General features: G+C 68.1%; 25 protein-coding genes and 1 other RNA gene. 12 read left to right on the top strand and 14 right to left on the bottom strand.

The features are described 5' to 3' along the window. Window positions 1-15: 15 nt before the first annotated feature. From MF270_RS18990 to araD, 3 genes are read right to left on the bottom strand one after another with little or no spacing between them, the layout of a single operon-like run. A complete protein-coding gene (locus MF270_RS18990) occupies window positions 16-741 on the bottom strand; it encodes a ribonuclease activity regulator RraA (RefSeq protein WP_238367354.1) in 726 nt (241 codons plus the stop codon). Next, on the bottom strand, window positions 738-1,649 hold the full coding sequence (locus tag MF270_RS18985; protein WP_238367353.1) for a dihydrodipicolinate synthase family protein: 912 nt from the start codon (window positions 1,647-1,649) through the stop codon (window positions 738-740). Before MF270_RS18985 ends, MF270_RS18990 begins: the two co-directional genes overlap by 4 nt. Next, complete coding sequence (araD, locus tag MF270_RS18980) at window positions 1,649-3,379, bottom strand: L-arabinonate dehydratase (RefSeq protein ID WP_238367432.1); 1,731 nt, start codon at window positions 3,377-3,379, stop codon at window positions 1,649-1,651. Before araD ends, MF270_RS18985 begins: the two co-directional genes overlap by 1 nt. 278 nt (window positions 3,380-3,657) lie before the next feature. Here araD and MF270_RS18975 point away from each other — a divergent pair, with 278 nt between their 5' ends. The 5 genes from MF270_RS18975 to MF270_RS18955 all read left to right on the top strand — a co-directional run bounded on the left by MF270_RS18975 (window position 3,658) and on the right by MF270_RS18955 (window position 9,803). Beyond that, window positions 3,658-4,368 carry a GntR family transcriptional regulator gene (locus tag MF270_RS18975; protein WP_238367352.1) on the top strand — a complete coding sequence of 237 codons (711 nt, stop codon included), beginning with the start codon at window positions 3,658-3,660 and terminating at the stop codon, window positions 4,366-4,368. Window positions 4,369-4,465: 97 nt separating this feature from the next. Then, on the top strand, window positions 4,466-5,230 hold the full coding sequence (locus tag MF270_RS18970; protein ID WP_238367351.1) for an SDR family NAD(P)-dependent oxidoreductase: 765 nt from the start codon (window positions 4,466-4,468) through the stop codon (window positions 5,228-5,230). Between the two features lie 85 nt (window positions 5,231-5,315). Then, window positions 5,316-6,176, top strand: coding sequence for a DMT family transporter (locus tag MF270_RS18965; RefSeq protein ID WP_238367350.1), 861 nt, complete (start codon window positions 5,316-5,318; stop codon window positions 6,174-6,176). Between the two features lie 66 nt (window positions 6,177-6,242). Beyond that, window positions 6,243-7,181, top strand: a complete 939-nt coding sequence (locus tag MF270_RS18960) for an AEC family transporter (RefSeq protein ID WP_238367349.1) — start codon at window positions 6,243-6,245, stop codon at window positions 7,179-7,181. Between the two features lie 150 nt (window positions 7,182-7,331). Next, window positions 7,332-9,803 carry a calcium-binding protein gene (locus MF270_RS18955; protein WP_238367348.1) on the top strand — a complete coding sequence of 824 codons (2,472 nt, stop codon included), beginning with the start codon at window positions 7,332-7,334 and terminating at the stop codon, window positions 9,801-9,803. Between the two features lie 21 nt (window positions 9,804-9,824). Here MF270_RS18955 and MF270_RS18950 read toward each other — a convergent pair whose 3' ends face one another. Beyond that, the gene (locus tag MF270_RS18950; RefSeq protein WP_238367347.1) at window positions 9,825-10,139 is read right to left on the bottom strand and encodes a DUF6476 family protein; all 315 of its coding nucleotides are present in this window, start codon (window positions 10,137-10,139) and stop codon (window positions 9,825-9,827) included. Here MF270_RS18950 and MF270_RS18945 point away from each other — a divergent pair. Then, on the top strand, window positions 10,138-11,163 hold the full coding sequence (locus MF270_RS18945; protein WP_238367346.1) for an RluA family pseudouridine synthase: 1,026 nt from the start codon (window positions 10,138-10,140) through the stop codon (window positions 11,161-11,163). The two genes, MF270_RS18950 and MF270_RS18945, sit on opposite strands and share 2 nt — an antisense overlap. A 347-nt stretch (window positions 11,164-11,510) precedes the next feature. On the opposite strand, the gene MF270_RS18940 is transcribed toward MF270_RS18945, so the two are convergent. The 4 genes from MF270_RS18940 to MF270_RS18925 form a co-directional block, all read right to left on the bottom strand. Further along, complete coding sequence (locus MF270_RS18940) at window positions 11,511-12,512, bottom strand: MBL fold metallo-hydrolase (protein WP_238367345.1); 1,002 nt, start codon at window positions 12,510-12,512, stop codon at window positions 11,511-11,513. A gap of 14 nt (window positions 12,513-12,526) precedes the next feature. Further along, window positions 12,527-13,840 (bottom strand): TRAP transporter large permease, encoded by a 1,314-nt coding sequence (locus MF270_RS18935; RefSeq protein WP_238367344.1) that lies wholly within the window; start codon window positions 13,838-13,840, stop codon window positions 12,527-12,529. Beyond that, window positions 13,837-14,370, bottom strand: coding sequence for a TRAP transporter small permease subunit (locus MF270_RS18930; RefSeq protein WP_238367343.1), 534 nt, complete (start codon window positions 14,368-14,370; stop codon window positions 13,837-13,839). The genes MF270_RS18935 and MF270_RS18930 overlap by 4 nt, the downstream gene beginning before the upstream one ends. A 61-nt stretch (window positions 14,371-14,431) precedes the next feature. Beyond that, window positions 14,432-15,502 carry a C4-dicarboxylate TRAP transporter substrate-binding protein gene (locus MF270_RS18925; protein WP_238367342.1) on the bottom strand — a complete coding sequence of 357 codons (1,071 nt, stop codon included), beginning with the start codon at window positions 15,500-15,502 and terminating at the stop codon, window positions 14,432-14,434. A gap of 99 nt (window positions 15,503-15,601) precedes the next feature. On the opposite strand from MF270_RS18925, the gene MF270_RS18920 reads away from it, so the two are divergent. From MF270_RS18920 to MF270_RS18900, 5 genes are all read left to right on the top strand, one after another. After that, on the top strand, window positions 15,602-16,333 hold the full coding sequence (locus MF270_RS18920) for a TetR/AcrR family transcriptional regulator (protein WP_238367341.1): 732 nt from the start codon (window positions 15,602-15,604) through the stop codon (window positions 16,331-16,333). Continuing rightward, on the top strand, window positions 16,314-17,270 hold the full coding sequence (locus tag MF270_RS18915; RefSeq protein WP_238367340.1) for a fumarylacetoacetate hydrolase family protein: 957 nt from the start codon (window positions 16,314-16,316) through the stop codon (window positions 17,268-17,270). The genes MF270_RS18920 and MF270_RS18915 overlap by 20 nt, the downstream gene beginning before the upstream one ends. 231 nt (window positions 17,271-17,501) lie before the next feature. Further along, window positions 17,502-17,946: RNase P RNA component class A (rnpB, locus tag MF270_RS18910), an RNA gene on the top strand. 316 nt (window positions 17,947-18,262) lie between these two features. Further along, entirely contained in the window at window positions 18,263-18,430 is a 168-nt protein-coding gene (rpmG, locus tag MF270_RS18905) for a 50S ribosomal protein L33 (protein WP_076622039.1), read from the top strand. 133 nt (window positions 18,431-18,563) lie between these two features. Continuing rightward, window positions 18,564-19,253 carry a nitroreductase gene (locus tag MF270_RS18900; RefSeq protein WP_238367339.1) on the top strand — a complete coding sequence of 230 codons (690 nt, stop codon included), beginning with the start codon at window positions 18,564-18,566 and terminating at the stop codon, window positions 19,251-19,253. Window positions 19,254-19,257: 4 nt separating this feature from the next. Here MF270_RS18900 and MF270_RS18895 read toward each other — a convergent pair whose 3' ends face one another. From MF270_RS18895 to pyrC, 5 genes are all read right to left on the bottom strand, one after another. Continuing rightward, entirely contained in the window at window positions 19,258-20,052 is a 795-nt protein-coding gene (locus MF270_RS18895) for a DUF1194 domain-containing protein (protein WP_238367338.1), read from the bottom strand. Window positions 20,053-20,111: 59 nt separating this feature from the next. After that, window positions 20,112-21,599 (bottom strand): replicative DNA helicase, encoded by a 1,488-nt coding sequence (locus tag MF270_RS18890; RefSeq protein ID WP_238367337.1) that lies wholly within the window; start codon window positions 21,597-21,599, stop codon window positions 20,112-20,114. 398 nt (window positions 21,600-21,997) lie between these two features. Next, a complete protein-coding gene (locus MF270_RS18885; RefSeq protein WP_238367336.1) occupies window positions 21,998-22,675 on the bottom strand; it encodes an orotate phosphoribosyltransferase in 678 nt (225 codons plus the stop codon). A 66-nt stretch (window positions 22,676-22,741) separates the two neighbouring features. Continuing rightward, on the bottom strand, window positions 22,742-23,212 hold the full coding sequence (locus tag MF270_RS18880; RefSeq protein WP_238367335.1) for a hypothetical protein: 471 nt from the start codon (window positions 23,210-23,212) through the stop codon (window positions 22,742-22,744). Window positions 23,213-23,398: 186 nt separating this feature from the next. Then, window positions 23,399-24,442 (bottom strand): dihydroorotase, encoded by a 1,044-nt coding sequence (gene pyrC, locus MF270_RS18875; RefSeq protein ID WP_238367334.1) that lies wholly within the window; start codon window positions 24,440-24,442, stop codon window positions 23,399-23,401. A gap of 122 nt (window positions 24,443-24,564) precedes the next feature. Between pyrC and MF270_RS18870 the strand changes: the two genes are divergently transcribed. Continuing rightward, the gene (locus MF270_RS18870; RefSeq protein ID WP_238367333.1) at window positions 24,565-24,840 is read left to right on the top strand and encodes a hypothetical protein; all 276 of its coding nucleotides are present in this window, start codon (window positions 24,565-24,567) and stop codon (window positions 24,838-24,840) included. Window positions 24,841-24,843: 3 nt separating this feature from the next. Here the strand turns inward: MF270_RS18870 and MF270_RS18865 are convergent, their stop codons facing one another. Next, on the bottom strand, window positions 24,844-25,812 hold the full coding sequence (locus MF270_RS18865; RefSeq protein WP_238367332.1) for a phosphoadenosine phosphosulfate reductase: 969 nt from the start codon (window positions 25,810-25,812) through the stop codon (window positions 24,844-24,846). Between the last annotated feature and the right edge of the window lie 4 nt (window positions 25,813-25,816).

Genomic DNA, 25,816 nt, shown 5'->3' with positions numbered 1-25,816 from the left:
GGAATCCTCTTGGTCTCAGCGGCCGTTGGCCTTGCGCCAGGCGGCGAATTTTTCGAGGTTTTCGGGGTTGGTCGCGGGGTAGAGGCCGATGATGGTCTGGCCGCTGCGCACCTGTTCAATGGCGAAATCCTCGTAGGCGGTCATCTCCACCGCTTCCTCGGCCACCTCGTCGGCCAGGTGCGCAGGGATCACGATCACGCTGTCGTCGTCGCCGACGATGATGTCGCCGGGAAAGACCGGCGCGTCGCCGCAGCCGATGGGGACGTTGATGTCGATCGCCTCGTTCGTCGTCAGGTTCGTGGGCGAGGAGGGGCGCGCATGATACGCTGGCATTTCGAGCGCGGCGATGTTCATCGCGTCGCGAAAGCCGCCGTCGGTCACGATCCCGGCCCCGCCGCGCACCATCAGCCGCGTGACAAGGATGTCCCCCGCGCTCGCCGCCCGGGCCGAGCGGCGGCTGTCCATCACCATGACATGGCCCGGCGGGCAGGTCTCGATCGCCTTGCGCTGCGGATGGTCGGGGTTGCGGAACTCGGCCAGCTGGTTGCGGTCTTCGCGGGCGGGCATGTAGCGCAGGGTAAAGGCGGGGCCGACCATGTTGCGGCCCTTGGGCGCAAGCGGGCGCACGTCCTGGATCACCTGGCCGCGCAGCCCGCGCTTGAAGAGCGCGGTGGCAAGCGTCGCGACCGACACCTGTTCAAGTCGCGCCTTGGTTTCGGGTGTCAGCGGGTGGTCGGTCATGTCGTCTCTCCGGGGCGGCCGATCAGGCCATTGTCGGTCATGAAGCGGGTGAGTCGCGCCATCTGGTCTTCGCTGAGCGGCCAGGCCGCAGGCGGACGCGCGGCGCCGCAGTCTTCGCCCATCAGCGCGAGGGCCGCCTTGACGCCGGGCACGTTGGCGCCGCCTTGCTCCTCGGCGCGGATGTCCTCGAACACCTGCATCCCGGCGATAAGGCGGCGGGCTTCGGCGTAGTCCCCGCCTTCGAGTGCGGCGTTGATCGCCACCGACCGCTCGGGCCAGACATTGATGAGGCCCGAGGTGAAACCGCGCGCCCCCATGGCGTAGAAGGCAGGCGCCCAGACCTCGGCCAGCCCGCCGGTCCAGGTGATGTGATCGGGCGAAGCCTCCATCGCGGCCTTGAGGCGCATCGGGTTGGGCGTGGCCCACTTGACGCCCGCAACGCCCGGGGTGCGGGCGAGGGCGGCGATCGCTTCGGTCCCGATGGCATCGTTGCGCAGGTAGAGGATCAGTGGCAGGTCGGCCGCCTCGCGGATACCTTCGAGGTAGTGGACCAGCCCGCGCGGGGCCACGAAAGGATCGGGCGGCTGGTGGATCATCAGCGCCGCCGCGCCTGCGCGGGCCGAGGTTTCGGCCAGCGCCTGCGCGTCGCGGATGCCGCGCCCGACGCCGGCCACCAGCGGGACGCGGCCGGCGATGTGGGCGGCGGCGGCCTCCGCCATGACCTGCGCCTCGGCCAGCGTCAGGCCGTAGAATTCGCCGGTGTTGCCATTGGCGGTCAGCACCTGGACGCCCGCCGCGATGGCGCGGTCCACGATGGGTTTCTGGCGGTCGGGCGCGATCTCTCCGGCCCCGTCGAAGGGGGTGGCGAGGATGCCCGAGACGCCGGTCAGCGAATTGCCGAGGTCCATCAGTTGATCTCCGGCTCGGGGACCGCGCCGCCATAATCGGTGCGCAGGAAGTCGAAATCGCAGCCCTTGTCGGCCTGTTCGACGTGCTGGCTGTACATCCGGCCGTAGCCACGCTCAAAGCGCGGTGCGGGCGCCTGCCAGCGGGCGCGTCTTGCGTCCAGTTCGGCGTCCGTGAGGTCCACGCGCAGGGTCCGGTTCGGCACGTCGATCTCGATCACGTCGCCGGTCTCGATCAGCGCCAATGGCCCGCCGATGAAGGCCTCGGGCGCGACATGCAGCACGCAGGCGCCGTAGGAGGTGCCGGACATGCGCGCATCGGAAAGGCGCAGCATGTCGCGGTGACCCTGTTTCAACAGCGCCTTGGGCATCGGGATCATGCCCCATTCCGGCATCCCCGGCCCGCCCAGCGGCCCTGCGTTGCGCAGGACCAGCACGTGGTCCGGGGTCATCGGGTGGTCTTCGTCGTTGATGATCTCTTTCAGCTGCGCATAGCTGTCGGCGACGATGGCCGGGCCGCGATGGGTCTGGAAGCGCGGGTCCATGGCGGCGGGCTTGATCACCGCGCCGTCGGGCGCGAGGTTGCCGCGCAGCACGGCCAGCGAGCCTTCGTGGTAGACCGGGTTCGTGAGCGGCCGGATCACGTCGGCGTTGTAGTTCACGGCCTCCGCGATGTCCTCGCCCAGCGTGCGGCCCGACACGGTGCGCGCGCCAAGCGCCAGCTTGTCGCCCAGCTCCTTCATCAGCGCGGGCAGGCCCCCGGCGTAGAAGAAATCCTCCATCAGGTAGTCCTTGCCCGAGGGCCGGATGTTCGCCAGCACCGGCGTCGTGCGGCCGATCGCGTCGAGGTGATCGAGCGTCAGGTCGATCCCGGCGCGGCGGGCCATGGCGATGAGGTGGATGATCGCGTTGGTCGAACAGCCCGTGGCCATGGCGACCGTCACCGCGTTGCGCGTGCTGTCCCAGGTCATGACCTTGTCGGGCGTCAGGTCGTCCCACACCATCTCGACCGCACGGCGGCCGCAGGCGGCGGCCATGCGCTTGTGGCCCGCGTCGGGGGCGGGGATGGCCGAGGCGCCGGGTAGGGTCAGGCCCCAGGCCTCGGCAATGCTCATCATGGTCGAAGCGGTGCCCATGGTCATGCAGGTGCCGTAGCTGCGCGCAATGCCGCCCTGTACGCCATCCCATTGCTCTTTCGAGATAGTCCCGGCGCGCCTTTCGTCCCAGTATTTCCAGACGTCGGTGCCGGACCCCAGCTTCTGCCCCGCGTAATTGCCGCGCAGCATGGCGCCGGCGGGCAGGTAGACAAAGGGCAGCCCGGCGCTGACCGCGCCCATGACCAGGGCCGGCGTGGACTTGTCGCAACCGCCCATCAGCACCACCCCGTCGATCGGGTGGGCGCGCAGCGTCTCTTCGACCTCGAGCGCGCCCATGTTGCGGTAGAGCATCGAGGTCGGTTTGAGGAACTGTTCGGAGAAGGAATGCACCGGCATCTCGACGGGCATCCCGCCGGCCTGGTAGACGCCCTTCTTCACGAACTCCGCCCGGTCGCGCAGGTGGTGGTGGCAGGGCGACAGGTCCGACCAGGTGTTGATGATGGCGATGACCGGCTTGCCCTCCCAATCCGCGCCGTCCAGGCCCATCTGCATCGCGCGGCTGCGGTGCCCCATGGAGCGCAGGTCATCCGGCGCGAACCAGCGGGCGGAACGGAGGTCTTCGGGGCGTTTCGTCATCATGCATCCTTGGGTCATGGCGGGATCAGTTCGGGGCGCGCCCTCGTTCAAGGGGGAGGCGGGGCGGCCCCTGCGGGCCGGCGCAAGGACAGCCCGTTTTCGCGGTCTCTATTTGGCGGGACGGCCGCGGCCCGTTCGGTCGATTGTCATGCCTGCTCCTCCCCTCGCCGCGTCCGGAGTCCTCCCGACTCCGCGCTTGATAACCTAATATATCAGTTGACAGCCGCTGGCAATCGCAGGATTTTTCGGGCGCCCATGCAGGGCGGCGGAGCATGCGGATGGCGGAGAGACTGGCAGGGCAGGAGACGGGCGGCACCGGGGCGGGCGCGCCCGACCGCGTCTATGCCGCGCTGCGGGCGCGGATCCTGAACTTTGACCTGCCGCCGGGCGCCGTGCTCAGCCGGAATGAGATCGCCGAGGCCTACGGGGTCAGCCAGACGCCGGTGCGTGACGCGTTGCAGCGGCTGGGGTCGGACGGGCTGGTGCGGATCTACCCGCAATCGCGCACCGTGGTGGCGCCGATCGACGCGCGGCAGCTGTCCGAGACGCATTTCCTGCGCGTCGCGGTCGAAACCGAGGTGGTGCGCCGCCTTGCCCGGACCGGCGCGCCCGAGACGATCAAGCGGGCGCGCGGGCTGGTACAGATGCAGCGGGCGCTGGTCGGGTCGCTCGACCAGATGGACCTGTTCTGGGAACTGGATCGCGACTTCCACCGCAGCCTGTTCGATGCGGCCGGGGTCGGCGCGCTTGACACCATGGTGACCGACCGGATGGGCCATTTGATCCGCTGCCAACGGCTCGAGCTGCCGCGCGCCGGCAAGACCGAGGCCATCGTGGCGGCCCATGCGGCGATCCTCGACGGCATCGCCTCGGGCGATCCCGAGCGGGCGGCGCAGGCGATGCGGGATCACCTCTCGGGCACCATCGGGCGGGTGGAAAGCATCCGGGCCGAGCATCCGGGCTATTTCACCGAAGGCGCGCTGGGCTAGGCGCCGATTTGGGGGTTTCGCGCCCCGGCCGATCGGGCCAAGGTGCGCGCAAAAGCGGCCCGCCCCGCGGGGCCTGCGCGTCACGAAGGACACTGACATGGACCTGCCCAACACCCCCAGCTTCGACCTTTCCGGCCGCCGCGCCATCGTGACCGGCGCCGGGCGCGGCATCGGCCTTGCCTCTGCCGCCGCGCTGGCCCAGGCCGGGGCCGCGGTGACGCTGGTCGCCCGCACCCGGCCCGAGATCGAGGAAGCCGCCGAGGCGATCATCGCCCGGGGCGGGGCGGCGAACGCGGTGCCGCTCGACATGAGCGACGTGGGCGCGGTCGAGGCGACCATCGCGGCCGAGGGCCCGTTCGACATCCTCGTCAACAACGCGGGCACCAACCGGCCCAAGCCGGTCTGGGAAGTGACCGAAGACGATTACGACGCGGTCATGGGGCTGAACATCAAGTCCGCCTTCTTTGCCGCCCGGGCGGTGGCTGACGGGCTGATCGCGGCGGGCAAGCCGGGATCGCTGATCCACATGTCCAGCCAGATGGGCAAGGTCGGCGGGCCGAACCGGTCGCTGTACTGCGGGTCGAAATTCGCCATCGAGGGGATGTCCAAGGCCATGGCCATCGACCTCGCGCCCAAGGGGATCCGGTCGAACACGATCTGCCCGACCTTCATCGAAACGCCGCTGACGCGCCCCTTCCTGTCGGACCCGGAGTTCATGGGTTTCGTCATGTCCAAGATCAAGCTGGGCCGGCTGGGCCAGGTCGAGGACCTGATGGGCGCCGTGGTCTTTCTGGCCTCGGACGCCTCGGGGCTGATGACCGGCACGTCCATGGTGGTCGATGGCGGATGGACGGCGGAGTGACCTCATGCATCGCGTGAGGTTCGGCCGGCAAGGGTATGCCCAATTTGACTAAAGTTCCTCCGAAAGCCATCTGGCGCGCGCCCGCATGACCGCCGTCTTCGCCTTGCTGGCGGCGGCCTGTTTCGGCTTCAACGTCCATGTCCACCAGGCGGCGCTGGACGAGGCCGACCCCTGGTCCGGTGCGCTGGTGTCGGTCGGAGCGACGGCTATGCTCTTCTGGCTGGCCGCGCCCTTTGCGCTTGATCCGGCCTGGCTGCTGACGCCGGCGGCGCTGATCTTCCTTGGCGTCGGGCTGCTGTACCCGGCCACGGCGCAGACCTTGCAGATCCTGTCGGTGACGCGGGTCGGGCCCGCGATCAGCTCGGCCCTCGGCTCCTTCACCCCGCTTTTCGCGGTGCTCTTTGCCGTGACCTTGCAGGGTGAAGAAATGACCTGGCAGGCCGGCCTCGGCCTTGCGCTGATGATCGGCGGGCTGGTTCTGGTGGCGCTGCCGCGCGGCGGCATCCGGCGCAGCTGGCCGCTGATCGCGCTGGCGCTGCCGCTGGGCGCCTCGCTGGCGCGGGGGATCAACCAGCCGGTGACCAAGGCCGGGCTGGCCATCGTCGCCTCGCCCTGGTTGGCGACGACGCTGGCCGCGACCATGTCGACGCTGAGCCTTGCCCTCGTGGTCGCCCTGCGTCACCGCGCCGGCAGGACCGCGCGACGCGGGCGGCGGGGGCTCGGGCTCTTCGCGCTGTCGGGCGGGATCAACGGGCTGGGCCTTCTGTCGCTTAACACCGCGCTGGGGCAGGGCGCGGTCGTGTCCATCGCGCCGCTCACCTCGACCGCGCCGCTGTGGTCGCTGGCCTTCGGCGCGCTGCTGTTCCGGCGCGAGGCGCTGGGCCTGCGGCACCTCGTCCTTGCGCTGCTGGTCGTGGCCGGAGGGACGCTGATCCTGACGCGCTAGCCGCGGCCCCTCGACATTTCCGCGCGCTGCGGTTTTACCTCGGCCCGGGATACAGGAAAGAGGCCCATGCTGGACGTACTCAACATCACCGGAACGCTCTTTGCCGTGGTCGCCATCGGCTATGTGCTGGCCTGGCGCGGGATCTTCGACCGCACGGCGCTGCAGGTCATGGGCCGCTTCGTTGTCACCATCGCCCTGCCGGCGCTGATCTTCCGCACCCTGGCCGAACGCGACCTGGCCGAGATCGTCATGCCCACCTACCTGGTCGCCTATGCCATTGGCGGTCTGCTCATCATCGCGCTCGGCTATGTCTTAGCCCGGGCCGCGCTGGGACAATCGCCGGTGCAGGCGACATTCCAGGCGATGGGCATGTCCTGCCCCAACTCGGGCTATGTCGGCTACCCGCTGCTGCTGCTGGCCTACCCGTCGCTGGCCACCCAGGTGCTGGCGATGAACTTTGTCGTCGAGAACCTGATCCTGCTGCCGCTGCTGCTGACCCTGGCGGAACGCAGCGCGGGCACCTCCTCGGGCTTGCGCCTGTTTGCCGAGACGGCGAAACGCGTGCTGCTGAACCCGATCCTGCTGGCGCTGCTGGGCGGGCTGGCCGTGTCCCTGTCGGGGCTGAAGCTGCCCTACGTGGTCAGCGAGCCCTTGCGGATGCTTTCCCTGACCAGCGCGGGGCTGGCGCTGGTGGTGATCGGCGGCACATTGTACGGGCTGCCCCTGCGCACCGTGCGCCTGCCGGTGATCTGGGCCGTGGTCGGCAAGCTGCTTATCATGCCGTTGGCGGTTCTGGCGGGGCTCGTGGTGGCCCGCGCCCTGGGCCTGGGCCCGCTGTCCGACGGCTTGCGCGCCGGGCTGATCATCACCGCCGCTTTGCCGCCCATCGCCATCTACCCGCTGCTCGCCCAACGCTTCGGGCAGGAGGAACAGGCGGCGCTGGTCATGCTCATCACCATCCCCGCGTCCTTCGTCACGCTCAGCGCGCTTTTGCTGATGCTCTGACGCCGCATTACCGCAAGGGTTGCGGAAACGCCCGCGTTTCGCCCCAGAAAAGGCGCGTTTTGCGTCGAATACGTCGCCAATTCGCCCGAAATTTCGAGGGGCGATAGGGTCGATTTGACGGGGCTCCGCGATTGCGCGGGGGTGGTGAGTATGGTGACGATTGCGCGGCTTTACGATGGCGAAGGCCATGAATGGGATTTCCTGACCGACGGCCGAATCTACGACGGCTGGCTTGATGCCTTTGACGGCGGCATGGTGCTGTCGGGCTTCGATGACGCGGACGGGCGGGCCAGCTGGTCGATGGACGGGCGCGAATTCTCGCTGTCCGGAAGCTATTCCGACGGCAAGCACACCGTCGCGACGCAGCGCGACATCTACGTGCCCGAAGGCGCGGCCTTTGCCCGCTGGCACGACAGCTTTACCAACACCGGCCCCAAGGCGATCACGCTTCAGGTCACCTACCTGAACTCGCTCGGCTCGGACCTGCTGACCAACGTGCTCGAGACCTCGAGCGGAGACAACCGGCTCACCAGCGCCGACACCTATTTCATCTCGGACGATTCCATCCTTGGCCTGGTTGGCTTTGACGCGACGGTGGCCGAGGCCTGGGGCGACGGCAGCCACCTGCCGACCAGCGCCACGATCGGCGCGTATGGCACGCCCGATTCCGACAATCCGACGATCACCTTCAGCCTCGACATCGCGGCGGGCGAGACGGTGTCGCTGCTGATGTTCGCCACGCAATCGACCAGTTGGGCCGAGGCGCGGGTCGACACGCTGCACATGCGCGACCCGGGCGTCACCTGGCTGGCCGGGCTAAACGAGGCCGAGCGGGCACGAATCGTCAACTACGACCTCGCCCCCGATCCGGTGGCCCCGCTGGTCGAGATCCGCGACATGGGGCTCACCTACGACTTCGCCGCAAGCGGGCTGGCCGATTACAACTACACCCTCGACCGCTCGGTCGATCACCTGGCCTGGCGCACCTCGGGCGGGCACCGGCTGACGGTCTACGGCGAGGACTTTGCCTTCGACTGGGCGCTGCGGCCGGTCGCGGGGCGGATCACCCGGGTTGCGCTGGATCTCGGCGACAACGACCACCGCGCGACGCCCGACCTGACCATCTCGGGTCTCGACCTGGCGCTCACCGAGCTCGACCTGTCCTTTGGCAGCCGGGGCAACGACGCCTTCTGGCGGCAGGTGCTGGGCGGGGCGACGGCCTGGCAGGTTGCCGCAGGCGGAGCGGCGAACACCTTTGCCGGGGACGTGTCCGGCGCGGCGCTGGGCAATGACACGATGACCGGGGCCGAGGCACCGGGGCTGGTGCTGGTCGGCGACCTGGCACGGCTCTCGGGCGCGGCCACGGCAGGGCATGACCACCTCTTCGGCCCCGCCGCGCGGCTGGTGGGCGATGTCGACCGGCTCGAGGCGACGGGCGACCTGGTGGCCGGGCACGATGTGCTGACCGGAAGCGATGCGGCGGACCGCCTGGTCGGCGATGTCGAGCTTCTGGTCGCCGGCGCACGTGTGACGGGCGGGTCCGATACGCTGCTGGGCGGCGCCGGCAATGACACGCTGCTGGGCGATCTCGGCACCTGGGGCGCGGCCCCGGGCGTCACCGGCGGCAACGACCTGATCGACGGCCAGGACGGCGCGGATTACGCCGAGGGGCAGGGCGGCGACGACACGTTGCTGGGCGGCAAGGGCGCCGACACGCTGCTGGGCGGCTCCGGCCACGATGTTCTCAAGGGCCAGCAAAAGGCGGATCTGCTGGATGGCGGCGACGGGAACGATTCGATCTTGGGCGGCTACGGCGCGGACACCGCGACCGGCGGCGCCGGGTCCGATACGCTGGACGGGGGCGACGGGCTTGACCAGCTGTCGGGCGGTGCGGGCGCCGACCTGCTGACCGGCGGCAAGCACGGCGACATGCTGTACGGCGAGGCGGGCAACGACATCCTGCGCGGCGGCCTCGGCCATGACGGCCTGTGGGGCGGGCTCGACCACGATTCGCTTTATGGCTGGAGCGGGAACGACCAGATCTGGTGCGAGGATGGCGATGACATCGCCGATGGCGGAGAAGGTTACGACACCCTCGGTGGCGCGACGGGGGACGACACGCTCAGCGGCGGCGACAACGGCGACCTGATCTGGGGCGGCGACGGCAACGACAGCCTGTCGGGCCAGTCCGGCAACGACGTGATCGACGGCGGCGCGGGCGATGACTGGATCGCGGGCGGCAACCATGCCGACACGATCTGGGGCAGCACCGGCGCCGACACGATCTACGGCGGGGCGGGCAACGACCTGCTGGCAGGCGGCGGGCAGGATGACCAGGTCTTCGGCGGCGACGGCGCGGACACGATCGAGGGCCAATGGGGCAACGACGTGATGCAGGGCGGCGACGGCGCGGACCTGTTCCTGTTTTCCGGCAGCAGCGGCCAGGACACGATCGGCGATTTCCAGAACGGCACCGACCGCTTGCAACTGAACGGTTTTTCCTGGGGCGACGTCACCGTCACGGCCCTTGGCACGTCGCGCCTGGTCGAATGGGGCGCGAACTCGGTCCTGCTGGACGGCACCGGCGGCGTGATCGACGCCGCAGACTTCCTGTTCGCTTGACTGCGTGAGGCGGGGCCGGGCCTACTCTGGCCGCGTAAGCTCGACCTCCTGCCACAGCGCCCCGTCGAGCCCGTAAATCAGGATCCGCCCGTCGCCGGTCACCACGGCCAGCCAGTCGGGGCCCCGGGTAAAGGCCGCGGCCGTCGCGCCCTCGGGCAGGGCGATGCTGGCAGGCAGCACCATCGGGTCGGGCTCGGACGTCAGCCGCGTGACAAGCAGCGTGATCACTGTTACCAGCCCGACGATCATCACGAGGGTCAGCGCCGTCACCAGCCGCCGCAGGAAACGCAGGCTGCCCGGTTCCTCGAATGCCGTGTCCTCGGGAGTGTCGCCCATGCCTGTCCTCACCTTCCTGATCGGGGCCGAGCCGCCCCGGCGCCTTGATAAGGCGCTGGCCCGCGATGTGCCAGAGGAGGCGTCCCTGTCCCGCTCGCGCCTGGCGAAACTGCTGGAGGGTGGCGCGATCGCGGTGAACGGTGCGGTGGTGACCGACGCCAAGGCGCGCTGCGACGAGGGCGACAGCGTGGCGATCACGCTCGACGAGGCCGAAGAGAGCCATATCGGCCCCGAAGATATTCCGCTGACCGTTGCCTACGAGGACGAGGACCTCATCGTCATCGACAAGCCCGCGGGCATGGTGGTCCACCCGGCGCCGGGCACGCCTTCGGGCACGCTGGTGAACGCGCTGCTGGCCCATTGCGGCGACAGCCTGTCGGGCGTCGGCGGGGTCAGGCGGCCCGGCATCGTGCACCGGATCGACAAGGACACCTCCGGGCTACTGGTCGTGGCGAAATCCGACCGCGCGCATCACGGGCTGGCCGCGCAGTTCGAGGACCATTCCTGCGAACGGGCCTACCTTGCCCTCTGCCACGGCCTGCCCGATCCGGGCGATCCGCGCCTGCGCGGGCTGCGCGGCGTCAGTTTCGAAACCGGCGGGGTGATGAAGATCACCACCCAGCTTGCCCGCCACAAGACCGACCGCCAGCGCCAGGCGGTGCTGTTCGAAGGCGGCCGCCACGCGGTCACCCGGGTGCGGGTCATCGCGCCGCTTGGAGCGCCTCCCGTCGCGGCCCTGGTCGAATGCCGGCTGGAAACCGGGCGCACCCACCAGATTCGCGTGCACATGTCCCATGCCGGTCACGGCCTGATCGGCGATCCCACTTACGGCGGGCGCCGCAAGATCTCGGAAAAGGCGGTGGGGGCCGCCGGTGCGGAGGCCGCCCGCGCCTTCCCCCGCCAGGCCCTGCACGCCGCCGTGCTCGGTTTCGACCACCCGGTCACGGGCGAGGCATTACGGTTCGAAAGCCCCCTGCCGGAGGATATGGCGGCGCTGCTCGCGGCGCTGGGGGGCAGCGTCTGACCTCGGGCCGGATCCTGGCGCCCGGCGGATGGGGCGGATGCCTCCGGCGGGAGTATTTGGGGAATAATGAAAGCAGGGCGCGTGTCAGGTTGGCCGCAGGTCCCTTGGTGCTGACCGGACTGCCTCCGGCGGGCATATTTGGAGAAAGATGAAAAACTGGGCGCGGCCGATCCCCCTTCATTTTGCCAATAAACTCCGGGGAGTGTGAGGGGCTGGCCCCTCACGGCCCGACACAGGCCAAAGGGGCGACCTGTCTGAAAGGGACGCAAGCCTTTCAAGCAACGCGGGCGCGCGGCGTCAGCCGCGCGCCCGCCGGTCGGATCGCCCAGCGATCCGAAACCATTTCTTCAATGGTCGTGGTTGCAGAAGTAATCGTGGTGCACCGAGGGTTTGCCGAGGTGCTCCCGCATCTCGGCCATCTCGGCGAAGAACGGGATCGGGACGTGGACGGGGCGCGTCGGCGCCTCCTCGAAGTCATCCCAGAGCGTGCGCAGGGTCACGATGATCCGCTCCGCATCGTTCCAGTCGCGGTACTCCCCAAGGTCGATCTTGTAGGCCGCGTCGAGATAGCTGAGACCCGCCTCGTACAAGGGCCGCGCGCGTTCGGTCATGTCGACGAGGTAGTCGCGCATCCGCCGCACGTCCTCCTTGGTCGAGATCGGGCCATGGCCGGCCACCACGACCTCAACATCCATCTCGAGCACGATGTTGCAGGCGTCGATCCAGCGCTTCACCGGCCCGTACCAGGCGATTGGTGTGCCTTCGGAGAAGAGGATGTCGCCGGTATAGACCACCTTGTCATCTGGCACGTAGATCAGCGTGTCCCCAAGCGAATGGGCCGGGCCGACCTCGATCAGCTCGACCCGCTTGTCGCCGACCATGAGGGTCATGCGGTCCCGGAAGGTCTCGGTCGGGGGCGTCAGTGTGATGCCCGAAAAATCGAAGGGCCGGAAGCATTCGGCCATGAAATGCCCGGCCTTGCCGAACTGGTCGGGGTTCTGCGCGATCCCGTGCAGCAGCGCGGGGTCGAACCGGTCGAAATCGGTGACGGTGCCTTCGGTGCCGATGATCCGCGCGCCTTGGACCAGCTGGTTGCCGAAGGTGTGGTCGCCATCCGCATGGGTGTTGACCAGAACGCCGATTTCCTTCGCGGCGGGGATCGAGGCGCGCATCACCTCCAGCATCTCGGCCGTGCATTTTAGGTCGAACAGCGTGTCGACCAGCAGGCAGGCGTCGCCGTCCGTGACCATCCCCGCGTTGGACCAGCCCCAGGAGCCGTCGGGCACGATGTACCCCCAGCAGCCGTTTCCGAGGTCATGCAGCCCCTTGGTATAGCTCCAGTGTCCCATGGTCGTCTCCTTTGTCAAAGCAGGGCGGTGGCGAGGAAGGGGAAGAAGAAGACCAGCAGCAGCACGGCCCCCATCATCGCCGCGAAGGGCGCGGCCCCCAGGAAGATCTGGCCCAGCGTGATGTCGCTGTCGGGCCCGAGCGTGGATTTGATGACATAGACCGCGATGCCGAAGGGTGGGGTCAGCAGGCCGATCTCGACCGACAGGATCGCGATGACGCCCAGCCAGACCAGGTCGACGCCCAGCCCCTGCAGGATCGGCACCGCGATGGGCAGCACCAGCAGCAGGATGGACGAGCTGTCGAGGATCGTGCCCAGCACGATCATCACCAGCATCATCGCCAGCACCACGCCCTCGGCGCTGAAGCCGCTTTCGATCACCGAGGTGCCCAGCCAGTTCGGCATGCCCGAAAAGGCCAGCATCCGGGAATAGAGGCTCGCGCCCATGATCAGGAAACAGATCGCCGCCGTGGTGTGGCCGGTCTGGACCAGCACCTGCCAGAAATCGGACCACGACAGGCGCCGTTTCAGCACCGCGATCAGCAGGGCGCCGGCGGCACCGGCCGCCCCCGCCTCGGTCGGGGTGAAGAGGCCGCCGTAGATCCCGCCCAGCACCAGCGCCACCAGCGCCAGGATCGGCAGCAGCTTGGCCGCGATCTCGCCCCAGCCCATCAGCGGCGCGTCTTCCGCGTCGTCCGGGCCGCCGCCGATGAAGGCAGGGGTGAACCGGCCCATGGCCACGATGCCGAGGGCGTAGATCACGGCCAGCAGAAGCCCGGGTATGATCCCGGCGATGAAGAGATCGCCCACCGATTGCTCGGTCAGCACGCCGTAGAGGATGAACAGCAGCGAGGGCGGGATCAGCATGCCCAGCACCGAGCTGCCGGCCACCACGCCCACGGCGAAATGCGGCGTGTAGCCGTGGCGGCGCATCTCGGGGACCGCGACCTTGGTGAACACGGCGGCCGAGGCGATGGAGATGCCGGTGATCGCGGCAAAGACCGCATTTGCGGCCACGGTGGCGACGCCAAGCCCGCCGCGGATGCGCCGGAACGCCTGTTGCGCCACGTCGAAGGTGTCGCGGCCGATCCCGGCCACCGACACGACAAGGCCCATGAGCACGAAGAGCGGCACGACGCCGAACAGATAGTCGGAGATGGAATCCTTGAACGCCGCCACCATCATCCGCGCGGCCAGGTCGAAATTGTCGCGCAGCAGCCAGACGCCGATGAAACTCAGCAGGATCAGCGTGATGGCGACATGCAGCCCCGACCAGATCAGCACCAGCATGACCGCGATGGAGCCGAAGGCGATCTCGAGCCCGCTCATGCGTCACGTCCCCGAAGCGCGGCAAGGGCGGAGGCGCAGAACTGCACCACCGTGGCCGCCATGCCGATGCTCATCAGCCCGTACAGCGGCCAGGTCGGGATCTGGAAGAAGCCGGGATTGCCCATGAAGTTGCGCTCGGGCCGGGTCCAGGCGCTTTCGAGCGAGGGCAGGAAGTGCCAGAGCGCCACGGCCAGCAGCGCCGCTCCGATCAGGTTGAAGAGCGCCAGCGCCAGCCGTTTCAGCACCGGCGCGCGGCGGCCGAGGTAGGTCAACAGCAGGTCCGACCGGGTCAGCGAGCCGCTGCGCAGCGTATGCGCCAGCTGCAGGAACACGATACCGACAATGGAAAAGCTCACCATCTCGGGCACGCCGGCGATGGGCGCGTTGAACAGGCCACGCATGGTGATGTCGGCGCAGACCAGCAGCATCAGCGCGATGATCCAGACCGAGCCGGCGGCGTTCAGCCCGGCGACAGCGGCACCAAGCGGCCCGGCGCGGGGCGCGGACCTTGGAGGGGTCGTCTCTGACATGCAGACTCCGAAGGGCAGGGCGGCCCGATCCCTTGTGCAAGGGGCCGGGCCAGGTGCGGGTTCAATCGGCCAGGTAATCGCGTTCGAAGGTGAAGCCGCGTTTCGCGAGGGCCTCCTGGTAGGCTTTGAGGACGGCTTCGGCCGGCTCGCCCCGCGCCTCGGCTGCCGCACGCCAGGCGGTGGTCGGGTTCTTGACCTCGGCGATCCAGGCCGAGCGCGCCTCGGGCGCCATCTCGACGATCTCGCCGCCGCCGGCGATCATCGCCTCCTGCGCCGCGTCGAACCGGGCGGCTTGTTCGTTGAAATAGGCGTCCTGGTAGGCTGCCGCCGCGGTGCGGAAGGCGGCCTTGGTCTCGTCCGAGAAGCTGTCCCAGCGGTCCTGGCTGATGCCGAGGCCGCCGATGTACATGGCGCCGAAATCGACCTTGTTGAAATAGGGCGCGACCTCCCACATCTTGGACGGCGCATTGGCGGTCATCCAGCCGATCATGCCGTCATACACGCCGGTCTTGATGTCGTTGTAAAAGCTCACGTAGCTGCCCTGCACGCCGACCGCGCCGGTGGTATCGAGCCAGGCCAGGTTCGGCCCCGCTCCGCCGATCTTGATACCCTCCATGTCGGCGCGGCTGGTAAAGGGCTTGGTCGCGGCGATGTTGTAGCCGTCAATCGCGATCCCCCCGCCCAGGTAGACCACGCCCGACGCCTCGGCCAGCTCGTCCAGCAGGCCCTCGGTATTGGCAAAGGCCTCCTCGACCGCTTCGGTCACCATGCGCGGGTCGGTGGGGCCAAACGGCATGGCATAGGTCACGTTCAGGATGCCCATCTGCGCCGGGTCGAACACGCCCGAGGCGACGGCGATGTCGACGATCCCGTCGCGCATCGAATCCGCCTCGGCGCCCAGCTTCATCAGCGTGCCGCCATAGGCCTCGGTCCACTCGATCTCGACCTCGCCGGTCTTGGCGAGCTCCGCATCGACGGTTGGAATGAAGGTTTCGCCCAGGTGCTTGACCCAGAGAAAGACCGCCGGATGTCCCGAGGCCACGGTGACCTGGATCGTCTCGGCCGAGGCCGGCAGGGCCGTGCCGGCCAGCAAGGCGGCGAGGGCCGCGCTGCGGAATGCTGCATATGTCATGATGTCTCCTCCCGTTGCGGCACCCCTCCCAAGGTGCCGTTCGAAGGTGACGGTAATTCCAGTTGAACAATCGTTCAAGATTTTTATGATCCTGTTCAAATGATGGGAGCGATCATCCGCATGAATGCCTCGGACGATACCGGCACGCCGGCGCAGGCCCCCGCGCGGGCCCGCATCCTCGACGCGGCCGAGGTGGTCTTTGCCCGCCATGGCTATGACGCGGCGACGACGCGGCGCATCGCCGAGACGGCCGAGGTGCCGGTGGGGCTGGTGAATTACCACTTCGGCTCCAAGCTGGGGCTTTACCGCGCGATCTTCGAGCTGAGGGCGCCGACGGTGATGGACCAGCGGGCGGCGGGCCTGGCCATGGCGCGGTCCGAGCCAGACCCGGACCGGCGCATCGAGCTGGTGATCAAGGCGCTGATCCTGCCGATGTTCGGGTTGCGGGCCAGCCCGTCGGGCCTGCGATTCGGCCAGATCATGAGTCGCGAGCTGTCGGACCCCAGCAGTGACGAACGCGGGATCTTTGCCGAGTTTTTCGATCCGGTGGCCCGGATGATGATCGGGGCGATCGGGGAGTGCTACCCCGACTGGAGCGTGGCCGAGGTGCATTGGGCCTACCAGGCGATGCTGGGCGCGATGATGATCGTGATGACCGACGCGGGGCGCATCGCGCGCCTGTCGGGCGGGGTCGTCGCCCCCGAGGATCACGAGATCGCCGCGCGGCACATCGTGGCGATCCTGGCCGCAGGCCTGCGCCACCGCGACCGCAGCCTGACGAAAGACACACCGGCGATGGGAGGAAAGCCGAATGAAACTGGTGACATATGACAAGGGGGACGGCATCGGCCGCCCCGGCGTCCTGGTCGAGGACGGGACCGGCATCGTCGATCTCGCCCGTGCCACGGACGGGGCCATCGCCTCGATCCAGGGGCTGATCGAGGGCGGCGACGCGGCCCTGGCCCGCGCGCGGGAGGCGGCGCGACAGGCGTCCCACGTCAAGCTTGCCGACGTACGCCTGCAGGCGCCGGTGCAGCCGCCGATCCAGATGCGTGACTGCCTGTGCTTCGAGACGCACCTGAAACAGGCGTTCTCTTCGGCCCGCAAGCTGCGCGCTTCGCAGATGCCCGACCCCGAGGCGGCACTGGCCGAGATGGAGGCCAAGGGTGTTCTCGCCATTCCGCAGACGTTCTACGACCAGCCGATCTACTACAAGGCCAACCGGTTCTCGGTCGTGGGGCACGAGCATGACGTACGCTGGCCGGCCTATTCCAACTTCATGGATTTCGAGCTGGAGTTCGGGGTCTATATCGGCAAGACCGCGCTGGACGTGACCGCGGCGGAGGCGCGGCCCTACATCTTCGGCTACACGATCTTCAACGATTTCACCGCCCGCGACGCCCAGACCGCCGAGATGGGCGGCCAGCTTGGCCCCGCAAAGGGCAAGGATTTCGACACGGCGAATCCGATGGGCCCCTGCCTCGTGACCGCGGACGAATTCGGCGACCCCTATGACAAGATGATGATCGCGCGGGTGAACGGCGAGGAGTGGGGGCGCGGCTCGACCTCGACGATGTTCTGGAGCTTCGAGCAGCTGATCGAACACATCTCGGCCTCGGAGACCCTGCGGCCGGGCGAATTCCTTGGCTCGGGAACGGTAGGCAACGGCTGCGGGCTGGAGCACATGCGGTTCCTGAACCCCGGCGATGTGGTCGAGCTCGAGGTCGAAGGCATCGGCACCCTGCGCAACCGGATCGTCAAACCCTGAGCCGGGCAGGGGGCGCTGCCCCCGTCCGCCAGGGCGGACTCCCCCGAGGTATTTGGAAAACAATGAAGATTGGGCGCAGATCCTCCTTCATCTTGCCAAGTAAACTCCGGGGAGCGCGAGGGGCTGGCCCCTCGCATGGCCGGATGCCGTGCCCATGGCGCGGGGTCTGACCTCTCGCAGCCATCGCTCCGAGCTTGACGCGCGGCCCCGGTCCCGCCTACATCGCCCGGCGCGGAGGGTTGGATGACCGCTGGTACGGGGAGACCCGCACGAGAGGAAAGTCCGGACTCCCTGAAGCAACGGTGCCGGGTAACGCCCGGGCGGGGCAACCCGACGGATAGCGCCACAGAGAACAGACCACCCGTCGCACCGAAGGTGCGCCAAGGAGGCATGTGCCCGAGGTTCGCCAAGGGGACGGCCCCGAGGCACGCCGACGGAGCCTGCGCACGGGCCAGGGTGAAACGGTGGGGTAAGAGCCCACCGGGGGGCTGGCAACAGCGCCCGCATGGCAAGCCCCACCGGGAGCAATGCCAAATAGGGATGCCACCATGGGCCGCTTCAGCCCCGGCATCCGGGTCGGCAGCTGGAGGTGTCCGGTAACGGGCATCCTAGAGGAATGGTCATCCAGCGGAGGCGACTCCGTGGACAAAATCCGGCTTACAGACCCTCCGCGCACTATCACCAAGGTGCCCGACCCGCCGCGGTTGTCGGATGTGAGGGGCCAGCCCCTCGGGTCGGAGGCGCGGCACAAGGGTGGGCTCTGCGAAGTCTATCGGGAAGGTAAAGAGGGATTCGGCCCTGCTTTCACTATTCCGGAAATACTCCGGGGGTGAATGCCGAAGGCAGAGGGGGCTGGCCCCCTTGCGCGCCCCGGCCGGGCGAAAACCCGGCGAATCCTGTTGACAGGTCCAAGCCAATGTTGCATTGGCACGGCTCAATGGATTTTCCGGAGAGGCCGCCCCTCGTGCTGCCCCCGACGCAGGAGAGACACCATGGCGAAGCCGACCACTATCAAGATCCGCCTGAACTCGACCGCAGGCACCGGCCACTTTTACGTGACCAAGAAGAATGCGCGGACGATGACCGAGAAGATGACCGTGCGCAAGTTCGACCCGGTCGCCCGCAAGCACGTCGAATACAAGGAAGGCAAGATCAAGTAATCTTGCCCGCCGCCCCCCTCGGGGCCTTTCTTGAACCGCCGCGGCCCGCCCGCGGCGGTTTTTTGCGTCGGGTCGCTCTTGTGCCGGGCGCCCGCCCGCGCAATCCTGCCCGCAGGCCAGCGGGAGGGGTGACATGGACGGGCAACCGGTACGGGACGGGGATTTCGAGGCGTTCGAGCGGCTGCTGGGCGCGCGCTATTCCTGCCGGGCCTTTTTGCCGGGCGAGGTCCCGCGCACGGATATCCGCGCCATCGTGGCCGCCGCGCAGCAGGTGCCGAGCTGGTGCAATTCGCAGCCCTGGCAGTTGACGGTGCTGGGCGGCGAAACCCTGGCCGCGTTCCGCGATGTGATGACCCAGGCGGCTCTCAACGACCCGCCGGAGCCCGACCTGCCTCTGCCCGAGGCCTACCTTGGCACCTACAAGGACCGGCGCCGGACCTGCGGGTTCCAGCTGTATGACGCGGCGGGCATCGCGCGCGACGACCGTCAGGCAAGGGCGGCGCAGATGATGCGCAATTACGTCTTCTTCGACGCGCCGCAGGTCGCCATCGTCACCACGCCCCGCGCGCTGGGCGCTTACGGGGCGCTGGACTGCGGGGCCTTTGTCAGCGCCTTCATGGTCGCGGCCGAGGGGCGGGGCGTGGCCAGCATCGCCCAGGGGGCCATCGCGCCCTATGCCCCGGCGGTGCGCCGGTTCCTGGGCATCTCCGAGGACCGCCTCGTGCTCTGCGCCATCTCGTTTGGATATGCGGACCCCGACGCCCCGGTGAACCGGTTCCGCACCGAACGCGCCTCGGTCGACGAGGTTGTGGAGTTCCGCTAAGCCCCTAAGGTTCCATCCAGATCTGGCGATTGCGCTCCCACAGCTTCTCGCCCACGAGGCAATCGTAGGGCGGCTCCTGCCGCAGCTGGGCCGGGATGATCCGCGGCTCGAGCCCCGAGATTTCCAGCACCAGCTTGCGCCGCACCGCCTCGGCAAAGTCGCGCCAGTCGGTCACCGGGATGACGAAGGCCCCCGGCCCCCCGATCACGCAGCGGGTGTAATAGACGTCGAGGTCGGGAATGCCCCAGCGGGTCGAGAACGGGTCCTCGGTCATCAGCGGAATGCCGTTGATGATGATCCCCTCGGCCAGCGCACGGTCCCGCGCGGCGGTCACCTCGGGCCCCATGTTGTTCGGCCCGTCGCCCGAGACGTCGATCACCCGGCGCAGCCCGTGGATCTGGTTGCCCTCGATCAGCGCGCGGCCCGCGTCCAGCGCGCCCGAGATCGAGGTCCGCCGCATTCCGCCGGTGATCTGCCACGAGATCGTGTTCGCCACCCGCGCCGCATCCTCGGGCCCGGCGATGATCGTCCAGGGCACGATCACGTTCTGCATGCCCGAGCCGGCCCATTCCACGTAGGTGACCGCGATGGTGCCAATGAGCCCGTTCCGGATCGCCGCGATCACCTGCGGCGAGGTCAGCGCCTCGGCATAGCCCTGGCGCTGGATCTCGAGCTCTTCCTCGTTCATCGACCGCGAGACATCGACGGCAAGCACCAGCTCGACATCGACCTCGACCAGGGTCTGGGCCGGAGCGGTGACGGGGATCAGCGAAATCAGCAGGATCAGGAGCGCGCGCATACCCGCAGCGTCGCCGCGAAAGCGCCCCCCTGTCCAGTCACAAATGCCGTGAGGCGCGCCTAGAAGCGGTCGTCGCCGCCTTGTTGCCAGGCTTTCACCAGGTTGCCGAAGCGGGTGAACTGCGCCTCGAAGGCCAGCTCGACCGTGCCGATGGGGCCGTGACGCTGCTTGCCGATGATCACCTCGGCCTTGCCGTGCAGGCGCGACATCTCTTCCTGCCAGGCGGCCATCTTCTCCAGGTCATGCTCGCCCGGCTTCTCGCGTTCCTTGTAGTATTCCTCGCGGAACACGAACATGACCACGTCGGCATCCTGCTCGATCGAGCCCGATTCGCGCAGGTCCGAGAGCTGCGGGCGCTTGTCCTCGCGGCTTTCCACCTGGCGCGAGAGCTGCGACAGGGCGATGACGGGGATGTTCAGCTCCTTCGCGACGGCCTTGAGGCCCATCGAGATCTCGGCGATCTCGTTCACCCGGTTCTCGGCGGTGCCGCGGATCAGCTGCAAATAGTCGACGATCAGCAGGTCGAGGCCGTGGGTCCGCTTCAGCCGCCGGCAGCGCGCCGCCAGCTGGGCGATGGGAATCGCTGGCGTGTCGTCGATGTACAGCGGGCAGGCCTCGAGATCCTTGGCGGCCTGGACAAAGCGGCGGAATTCCTCTTCGGTCATGTCGCCCTGGCGGATCTTGTGGCTCGAGATCTGCGACGCCTCGGCCAGGATCCGGCCCGCCAGCTGCTCGGCGCTCATCTCGAGGCTGAAGAAGCCCACGACACCGCCCGACACGGCGCCCTGGCTGCCATCGGGCAATTCGCCCTTCTTGTAGGCCTTGGCCACGTTGAAGGCGATGTTGGTCGCGAGCGAGGTCTTGCCCATCGAGGGGCGCCCGGCGAGAATCAGCAGGTCCGACTTGTGCAGGCCGCCCAGCTTGCCGTCCATGTCGATCAGCCCCGTCGAGATGCCGGCCAGGCCCCCCTCGCGCTGGTAGGCGGCATTGGCCACGTTCACGGCATCGGTCACGGCGCGCAGGAAGGACTGGAAGCCGCGTTCGGCCTGGCCCTGCTCGGCCATCTTGTAAAGCGCCTGCTCGGCCGCGACGATCTGCTCGCGCGGCTCTTCACTCACATCCATCTTGGACGCCCGGGCGGAAATGTCCCGGCCCAGCCGGATCAGCTCGCGCCGGACGGCGAGGTCATAGATCATCTGCGCATAGTCACGCACGGCAAAGCTGGAAATCGCCGCGCCGGCAAGGCGCGCGAGGTAGGCTGGCCCGCCCAGTTCCTTCAACCCCTCGTCGTCCTCCATGAAGGTCTTGAGGGTCACCGGCGAGGCGAGGTTATTCTTGGCGATCCGCGCGGCGGAAATCTCGTAGATGCGGGCATGCACCGGGTCGTAGAAATGCTCGGCCCGGATGATGCTGGCGACGCGGTCGTAGACGTCGTTGTTGGTCAGGATCGCGCCCAGCAGTTGCTGCTCGGCCTCGATCGAATGCGGCATGGTGTCCGGCGACTGGATCTCGGCCCCGGTTGCATTGAATGTCGCGACTTCGTTCATGCCTGCTGTCCCCTGATCTGCCTGTTTGTCGGCCCGTTGTCCCCGAGCCTGCTCCCTACCGCATTCCACCAATTTCAAGCAAATTGTATGTTCGCGGGGATATCCTGTGGATAATCCATTTCTACCACATCTGGCCCCATCTGGCTACGACCGGGCCAGATATATTCAGGCGCCGGCCTGCCGACGCGCCGCATCGGCGCCGCGCCGCCCAGGTTCTGCGCACCCCCGGCGCATCGTCCCTGAGGCCGCGCCAACGGCCCCGCAGGCATGAGTATTTGAAGAATAGTGAAAGCAGGGACGCCCCGATCCCCCTTCATTGTGCCGATAAACTCCGGGGGGAGTCGCCGCAGGCGACGGGGGGCTGGCCCCCCATCCGGCCCCTGTCAAAGGCGCGCCGCTCAGCTCTTGCGCGCGGCCTGCCAGGCGCGGGGGTCGTTCAGGAATTCCTCGACCCCGTCCAGCGTCGCCGTGTCGAAACTGCCCTGCCGCTTGGCCTCGGCCAGAACGTCCCACCAGGTGCAGAGGTGATGCAGCGTGACGCCGTGATCGCCCAGCGTCTGCTCGGTCTCGGGGAAGATGCCGTAGTAGAAGATCACCGCCGTATGGGCGCAGGTGGCGCCGGTGTCGCGGATCGCGTCGACGAAGGAGATCTTGGAGCCGCCGTCGGTGGTCAGGTCCTCGACCAGCAGGACGCGCTGGCCCTCGGTCATGGCGCCCTCGATCCGGGCATTGCGGCCGTAACCTTTCGGCTTTTTCCGCACGTAGGTCATCGGCAGCGCCATCCGCTCGGCCACCAGCGCGGCGAAAGGGATGCCCGCCGTCTCGCCGCCCGCGATGTTGTCGAAGGCCTCAAGCCCCGCGTTGCGCATCACTGTCACCGTCAGGAAATCCATCAGCGTCGACCGGATGCGCGGATAGGAGATCAGCTTGCGGCAGTCGATGTAGGTCGGCGAAGGCAGGCCCGAGGCGAGCGTGAAGGGCTCGGCCGCGTTGAAATGCACCGCCTGGATTTCCAGCAGCATCCGCGCCGAGAGGCGGGCGATTTCTTCGGGCGACGGGTAGGCGGTGGGGATCATGGGGCAGCTCCTGGCAGGTCTCCCGCGCGGTCTAGACCGAACGCGCGCGCCAGGAAAGCCCCGCGATCAGCAGCGGGCGTACCTGTGGGCCCAGAACAGCCGGTTCGGCATCGGGTCGGTGACATGCCGCTCGGCCAGGTAGCGGCCCCCCAGCACGTAGGCTTCGAGCTCGCCGTAATTGATGCAGGCCCAGGTCTCGGCCTCGCCTGAATGCCATTGCGCGTGATGCACCAGTTCGTGCAGCAGCACCTCGCGGAAGACAGGGTTGTCGAGCGGATCGTCGAACTGGCTCGCCCCGTCGGTCAGCGCGGCGGCGCGCAGGTAGATCGTGCCGTGCGGCCCCTCGGCCCGGGCATAGAGCGCGTTGACACGGTCATCGACCCCGTCGACCGGTGCCAGGTGCGGCGCGCCGGTGTAATATTCCTGCGTCAGTTCCTCGGGCGACATCTCGATGATGATGGGCGGCGGCATCGCGGCCGCCTCGTAGTCGGTGTTCTGGCCGATCCATTCCATCAGCCCTTCCAGCAACGCTTCCATGATCGTGACTCCTTGGCTGGCCCCAAGACTAAAGTCGTAGAGCTTGCCGAAGTCTTGAAGGATCGCGCGGTGAAGCCCGAAAATAGGGCAACGCCCAAGTTTTGGGCAATCAGGCACCTACCGGAGCGCGAAATGCGACCCGGTCGGGCAGGGCGTTGACGCTGCAGTGCAGCGAAATATGTGGCGTCAGCCGGTCACGGACCAATGAATCCGCCGGCCCGGGTCGAAGACGGTGATCGGCCCGGCGCCCGTCTCGGTCGCTTTCGGCAGGTCCACCGGCGCGTCCGAGCGGGTCAGGGTCACGGTGCCGTCGTTCAGCGGCAGCCCGTAGAATTCCGGCCCGAAGCGGCCCGCGAAATCGTCGAGTTTGCCCAGATCCCCTTCGTCCTCGAACAGCTGCGCCAGGCAGGCCAGCGCGATCGGCGCGGTGTAGCAGCCGGCGCAGCCGCAGGCGGTTTCCTTGGTCGCGGTGACATGCGGTGCCGAGTCGGTGCCGAGGAAGTAGCGCGGATTGCCCGAGAGCGCGGCCGCGACCAGCGCCTCGCGGTGGGTGCCGCGTTTCAGGATCGGCAGGCAGTAGTAATGCGGCCGGATGCCGCCGACCAGCATGGCGTTCCGGTCCAGCATCAGGTGCTGCACGGTGATCGTCGCGCCGATCTCGCCGTCGGCCTCGCGCACGTAGGCTGCGGCGTCGGCGGTGGTGATATGCTCCATCACCACCTTGAGCCCCGGCGTGGCGCGGCGCACGGGGTCGAGCACGCGGTCGATGAACACCGCCTCGCGGTCAAAGATGTCGATGGCGGGGTCGGTGACTTCCCCGTGCACGCACAGCGGCAACCCGCGCTCGGCCATCGTCTCGAGCACCGGGCGCACGGCGTCGAAATCGGTGACGCCCGAAGCGGAGTTCGTGGTGGCCCCGGCGGGGTAGAGCTTGACTGCCTTGATGATCCCGGCCTCGTGCGCGGCGGCGACATCGGCGGGGTCTGTGTCCTGCGTCAGGTAGAGCGTCATCAGCGGGGTGAAATCCGCGCCTTCGGGCATCGCGGCGAGGATGCGGTCGCGATAGGCCGCGGCCTGCGCGCCGGTCACGACGGGTGGCACGAGGTTCGGCATGACGATGGCGCGGGCGAAATGGCGGGTGGTGTCGGGCAGCACGCCGGCCAGCACCTCGCCATCGCGCAGGTGCAGGTGCCAGTCGTCGGGGCGCCGAAGGGTCAGGGTCTGGGTCATGGCTTCGTCCTACTCCGTCGCCGGGCGCAGGGGAAGGGGCGACGCGTCAGGGCTTGCGCCCCGGGGCCCGCGGGGCCTAGAAGGCCAGTGGGTCGGATGTCAGGGCAAATACGGAGCATGATATGTTCGCCACGCTGATCATCGCCGCCCTTGCCGGCGGGCTGTCCGACCGGCTGATCCCCCATGTCACGCGATTTCTGCATGGGCTGCTGCCCGACCGGCTGATGCCGGATGCGGGCGGGCGCCGGGTCGCGGCCTTCGGCGCGGCGCTGCTGGGCGCTGCGGTGCTGCTGGACCTGCTGGGCGACGGGGCGCAGCCGGTGACGCTGCTGCTGGGCGGGCTGCTGGGCGCCTTTCACCGCGAGATCCGGCAGGCGCTGCTGGAGCGGATGGACTGAGCGCTACTCGACCTCTTCGCCGTTCAACTGCGCCTCGATCTGGCGCAGTCGGCGCTTGAACTTGGGCGCGTGGACGCGGGCCACGACGTTGGCGCAGATCATGCGGCTCAGCTCCAGCCGCTCGGCCGCGTCGGTGGCGTTCAGCAGGCGGCGCAGGTAGGGGCCGTGGTTGCGCCGCGCGCGGTAGAGCTTGGCAAAATCGAGCGTGTCCAGCTTGCCGTCTGCCGCCCGCGCGATCACCTTGTTGAGGATCTGCATCTCCATCAGCTCGGATTGCAGCGCGTCGCCCATGCCCGGCATTCGGTGCTTGCGCACGTTGGGACGGGTGAACAGCGCCGCATGCATCGCGTCGAGATCCTCGCGCGGGTCATAAAGTACATGGGCTTGCATCGCCGCGTCCAGCATGTCGGGCGCATAGCCATAGCGGTCGGTGAAATCGGTGCGCCGCATCTCGATGAACCGGTCGTCCCATTCGGTCACCCGTGGGTCCAGCGTCGCCTGCGGCTGCACCGCGATCACGGTCGCGCCCGGGGCTGCGACGGAATAGGCGGCGGCGGCGTAACCGCCCGGCCCCGCGCCGTAAAAGATCACCTGGTCGAATTCGTCAAAGAACCCTTCGTCGGTCAGCAGGTCGAAATAGGCATAGACCTGCGCGTCGCGATACCAGGTGTCGCCGTCCGACAGGATGCAGATATGCGACCAGCCGAGGCGTCGGACCAGCGTCCAGCCCAGCGGCTGCGCGTCCTCGGACAGGGCCTGGATGCCCTGGATCGTCTCGAAGGTGACCAGCATCGTCTCGCCATCCTCGATGAAGACGGCGTTGTGGCGTGGTCCGAGCGGTTGCAAGTAGCCCTGGGCATCGGCAATCTCGCCCACGGACCGCAGCCAGTCGGTCTTGGAGAGCCCGACAAGGGGCGACGCCTCGGTCTTTTGCGAATCCTGCATGTCCAACTCGTCCTCACGGCCGATCATATAG

It is taken from the genome of Mesobacterium pallidum (assembly GCF_019966535.1).
GTDB lineage: Bacteria > Pseudomonadota > Alphaproteobacteria > Rhodobacterales > Rhodobacteraceae > Mesobacterium > Mesobacterium pallidum.
The sequence above is the reverse complement of the archived record's forward strand: the minus strand, read 5'-3'. Positions and strand labels throughout refer to the sequence as shown.

Excerpts from the sequence above, each read along its gene's own strand:
- MF270_RS18865 (WP_238367332.1), bottom strand. The coding sequence starts at position 25,812 with ATGATCGGCCGTGAGGACGAGTTGGACATGCAGGATTCGCAAAAGACC.
- pyrC (WP_238367334.1), bottom strand. The coding sequence starts at position 24,442 with ATGACCCAGACCCTGACCCTTCGGCGCCCCGACGACTGGCACCTGCAC.
- MF270_RS18870 (WP_238367333.1), top strand. The coding sequence starts at position 24,565 with ATGTTCGCCACGCTGATCATCGCCGCCCTTGCCGGCGGGCTGTCCGAC.
- MF270_RS18960 (WP_238367349.1), top strand. The coding sequence starts at position 6,243 with ATGCTGGACGTACTCAACATCACCGGAACGCTCTTTGCCGTGGTCGCC.
- MF270_RS18925 (WP_238367342.1), bottom strand. The coding sequence starts at position 15,502 with ATGACATATGCAGCATTCCGCAGCGCGGCCCTCGCCGCCTTGCTGGCC.
- MF270_RS18975 (WP_238367352.1), top strand. The coding sequence starts at position 3,658 with ATGGCGGAGAGACTGGCAGGGCAGGAGACGGGCGGCACCGGGGCGGGC.
- MF270_RS18920 (WP_238367341.1), top strand. The coding sequence starts at position 15,602 with ATGATGGGAGCGATCATCCGCATGAATGCCTCGGACGATACCGGCACG.
- MF270_RS18935 (WP_238367344.1), bottom strand. The coding sequence starts at position 13,840 with ATGAGCGGGCTCGAGATCGCCTTCGGCTCCATCGCGGTCATGCTGGTG.
- MF270_RS18990 (WP_238367354.1), bottom strand. The coding sequence starts at position 741 with ATGACCGACCACCCGCTGACACCCGAAACCAAGGCGCGACTTGAACAG.
- MF270_RS18930 (WP_238367343.1), bottom strand. The coding sequence starts at position 14,370 with ATGTCAGAGACGACCCCTCCAAGGTCCGCGCCCCGCGCCGGGCCGCTT.
- MF270_RS18950 (WP_238367347.1), bottom strand. The coding sequence starts at position 10,139 with ATGGGCGACACTCCCGAGGACACGGCATTCGAGGAACCGGGCAGCCTG.
- MF270_RS18955 (WP_238367348.1), top strand. The coding sequence starts at position 7,332 with ATGGTGACGATTGCGCGGCTTTACGATGGCGAAGGCCATGAATGGGAT.
- MF270_RS18985 (WP_238367353.1), bottom strand. The coding sequence starts at position 1,649 with ATGGACCTCGGCAATTCGCTGACCGGCGTCTCGGGCATCCTCGCCACC.
- MF270_RS18970 (WP_238367351.1), top strand. The coding sequence starts at position 4,466 with ATGGACCTGCCCAACACCCCCAGCTTCGACCTTTCCGGCCGCCGCGCC.
- MF270_RS18880 (WP_238367335.1), bottom strand. The coding sequence starts at position 23,212 with ATGGAAGCGTTGCTGGAAGGGCTGATGGAATGGATCGGCCAGAACACC.
- MF270_RS18895 (WP_238367338.1), bottom strand. The coding sequence starts at position 20,052 with ATGCGCGCGCTCCTGATCCTGCTGATTTCGCTGATCCCCGTCACCGCT.
- MF270_RS18890 (WP_238367337.1), bottom strand. The coding sequence starts at position 21,599 with ATGAACGAAGTCGCGACATTCAATGCAACCGGGGCCGAGATCCAGTCG.
- MF270_RS18965 (WP_238367350.1), top strand. The coding sequence starts at position 5,316 with ATGACCGCCGTCTTCGCCTTGCTGGCGGCGGCCTGTTTCGGCTTCAAC.
- araD (WP_238367432.1), bottom strand. The coding sequence starts at position 3,379 with ATGACGAAACGCCCCGAAGACCTCCGTTCCGCCCGCTGGTTCGCGCCG.
- MF270_RS18945 (WP_238367346.1), top strand. The coding sequence starts at position 10,138 with ATGCCTGTCCTCACCTTCCTGATCGGGGCCGAGCCGCCCCGGCGCCTT.
- MF270_RS18940 (WP_238367345.1), bottom strand. The coding sequence starts at position 12,512 with ATGGGACACTGGAGCTATACCAAGGGGCTGCATGACCTCGGAAACGGC.
- MF270_RS18900 (WP_238367339.1), top strand. The coding sequence starts at position 18,564 with ATGGACGGGCAACCGGTACGGGACGGGGATTTCGAGGCGTTCGAGCGG.
- MF270_RS18885 (WP_238367336.1), bottom strand. The coding sequence starts at position 22,675 with ATGATCCCCACCGCCTACCCGTCGCCCGAAGAAATCGCCCGCCTCTCG.
- MF270_RS18915 (WP_238367340.1), top strand. The coding sequence starts at position 16,314 with ATGAAACTGGTGACATATGACAAGGGGGACGGCATCGGCCGCCCCGGC.
- rpmG (WP_076622039.1), top strand. The coding sequence starts at position 18,263 with ATGGCGAAGCCGACCACTATCAAGATCCGCCTGAACTCGACCGCAGGC.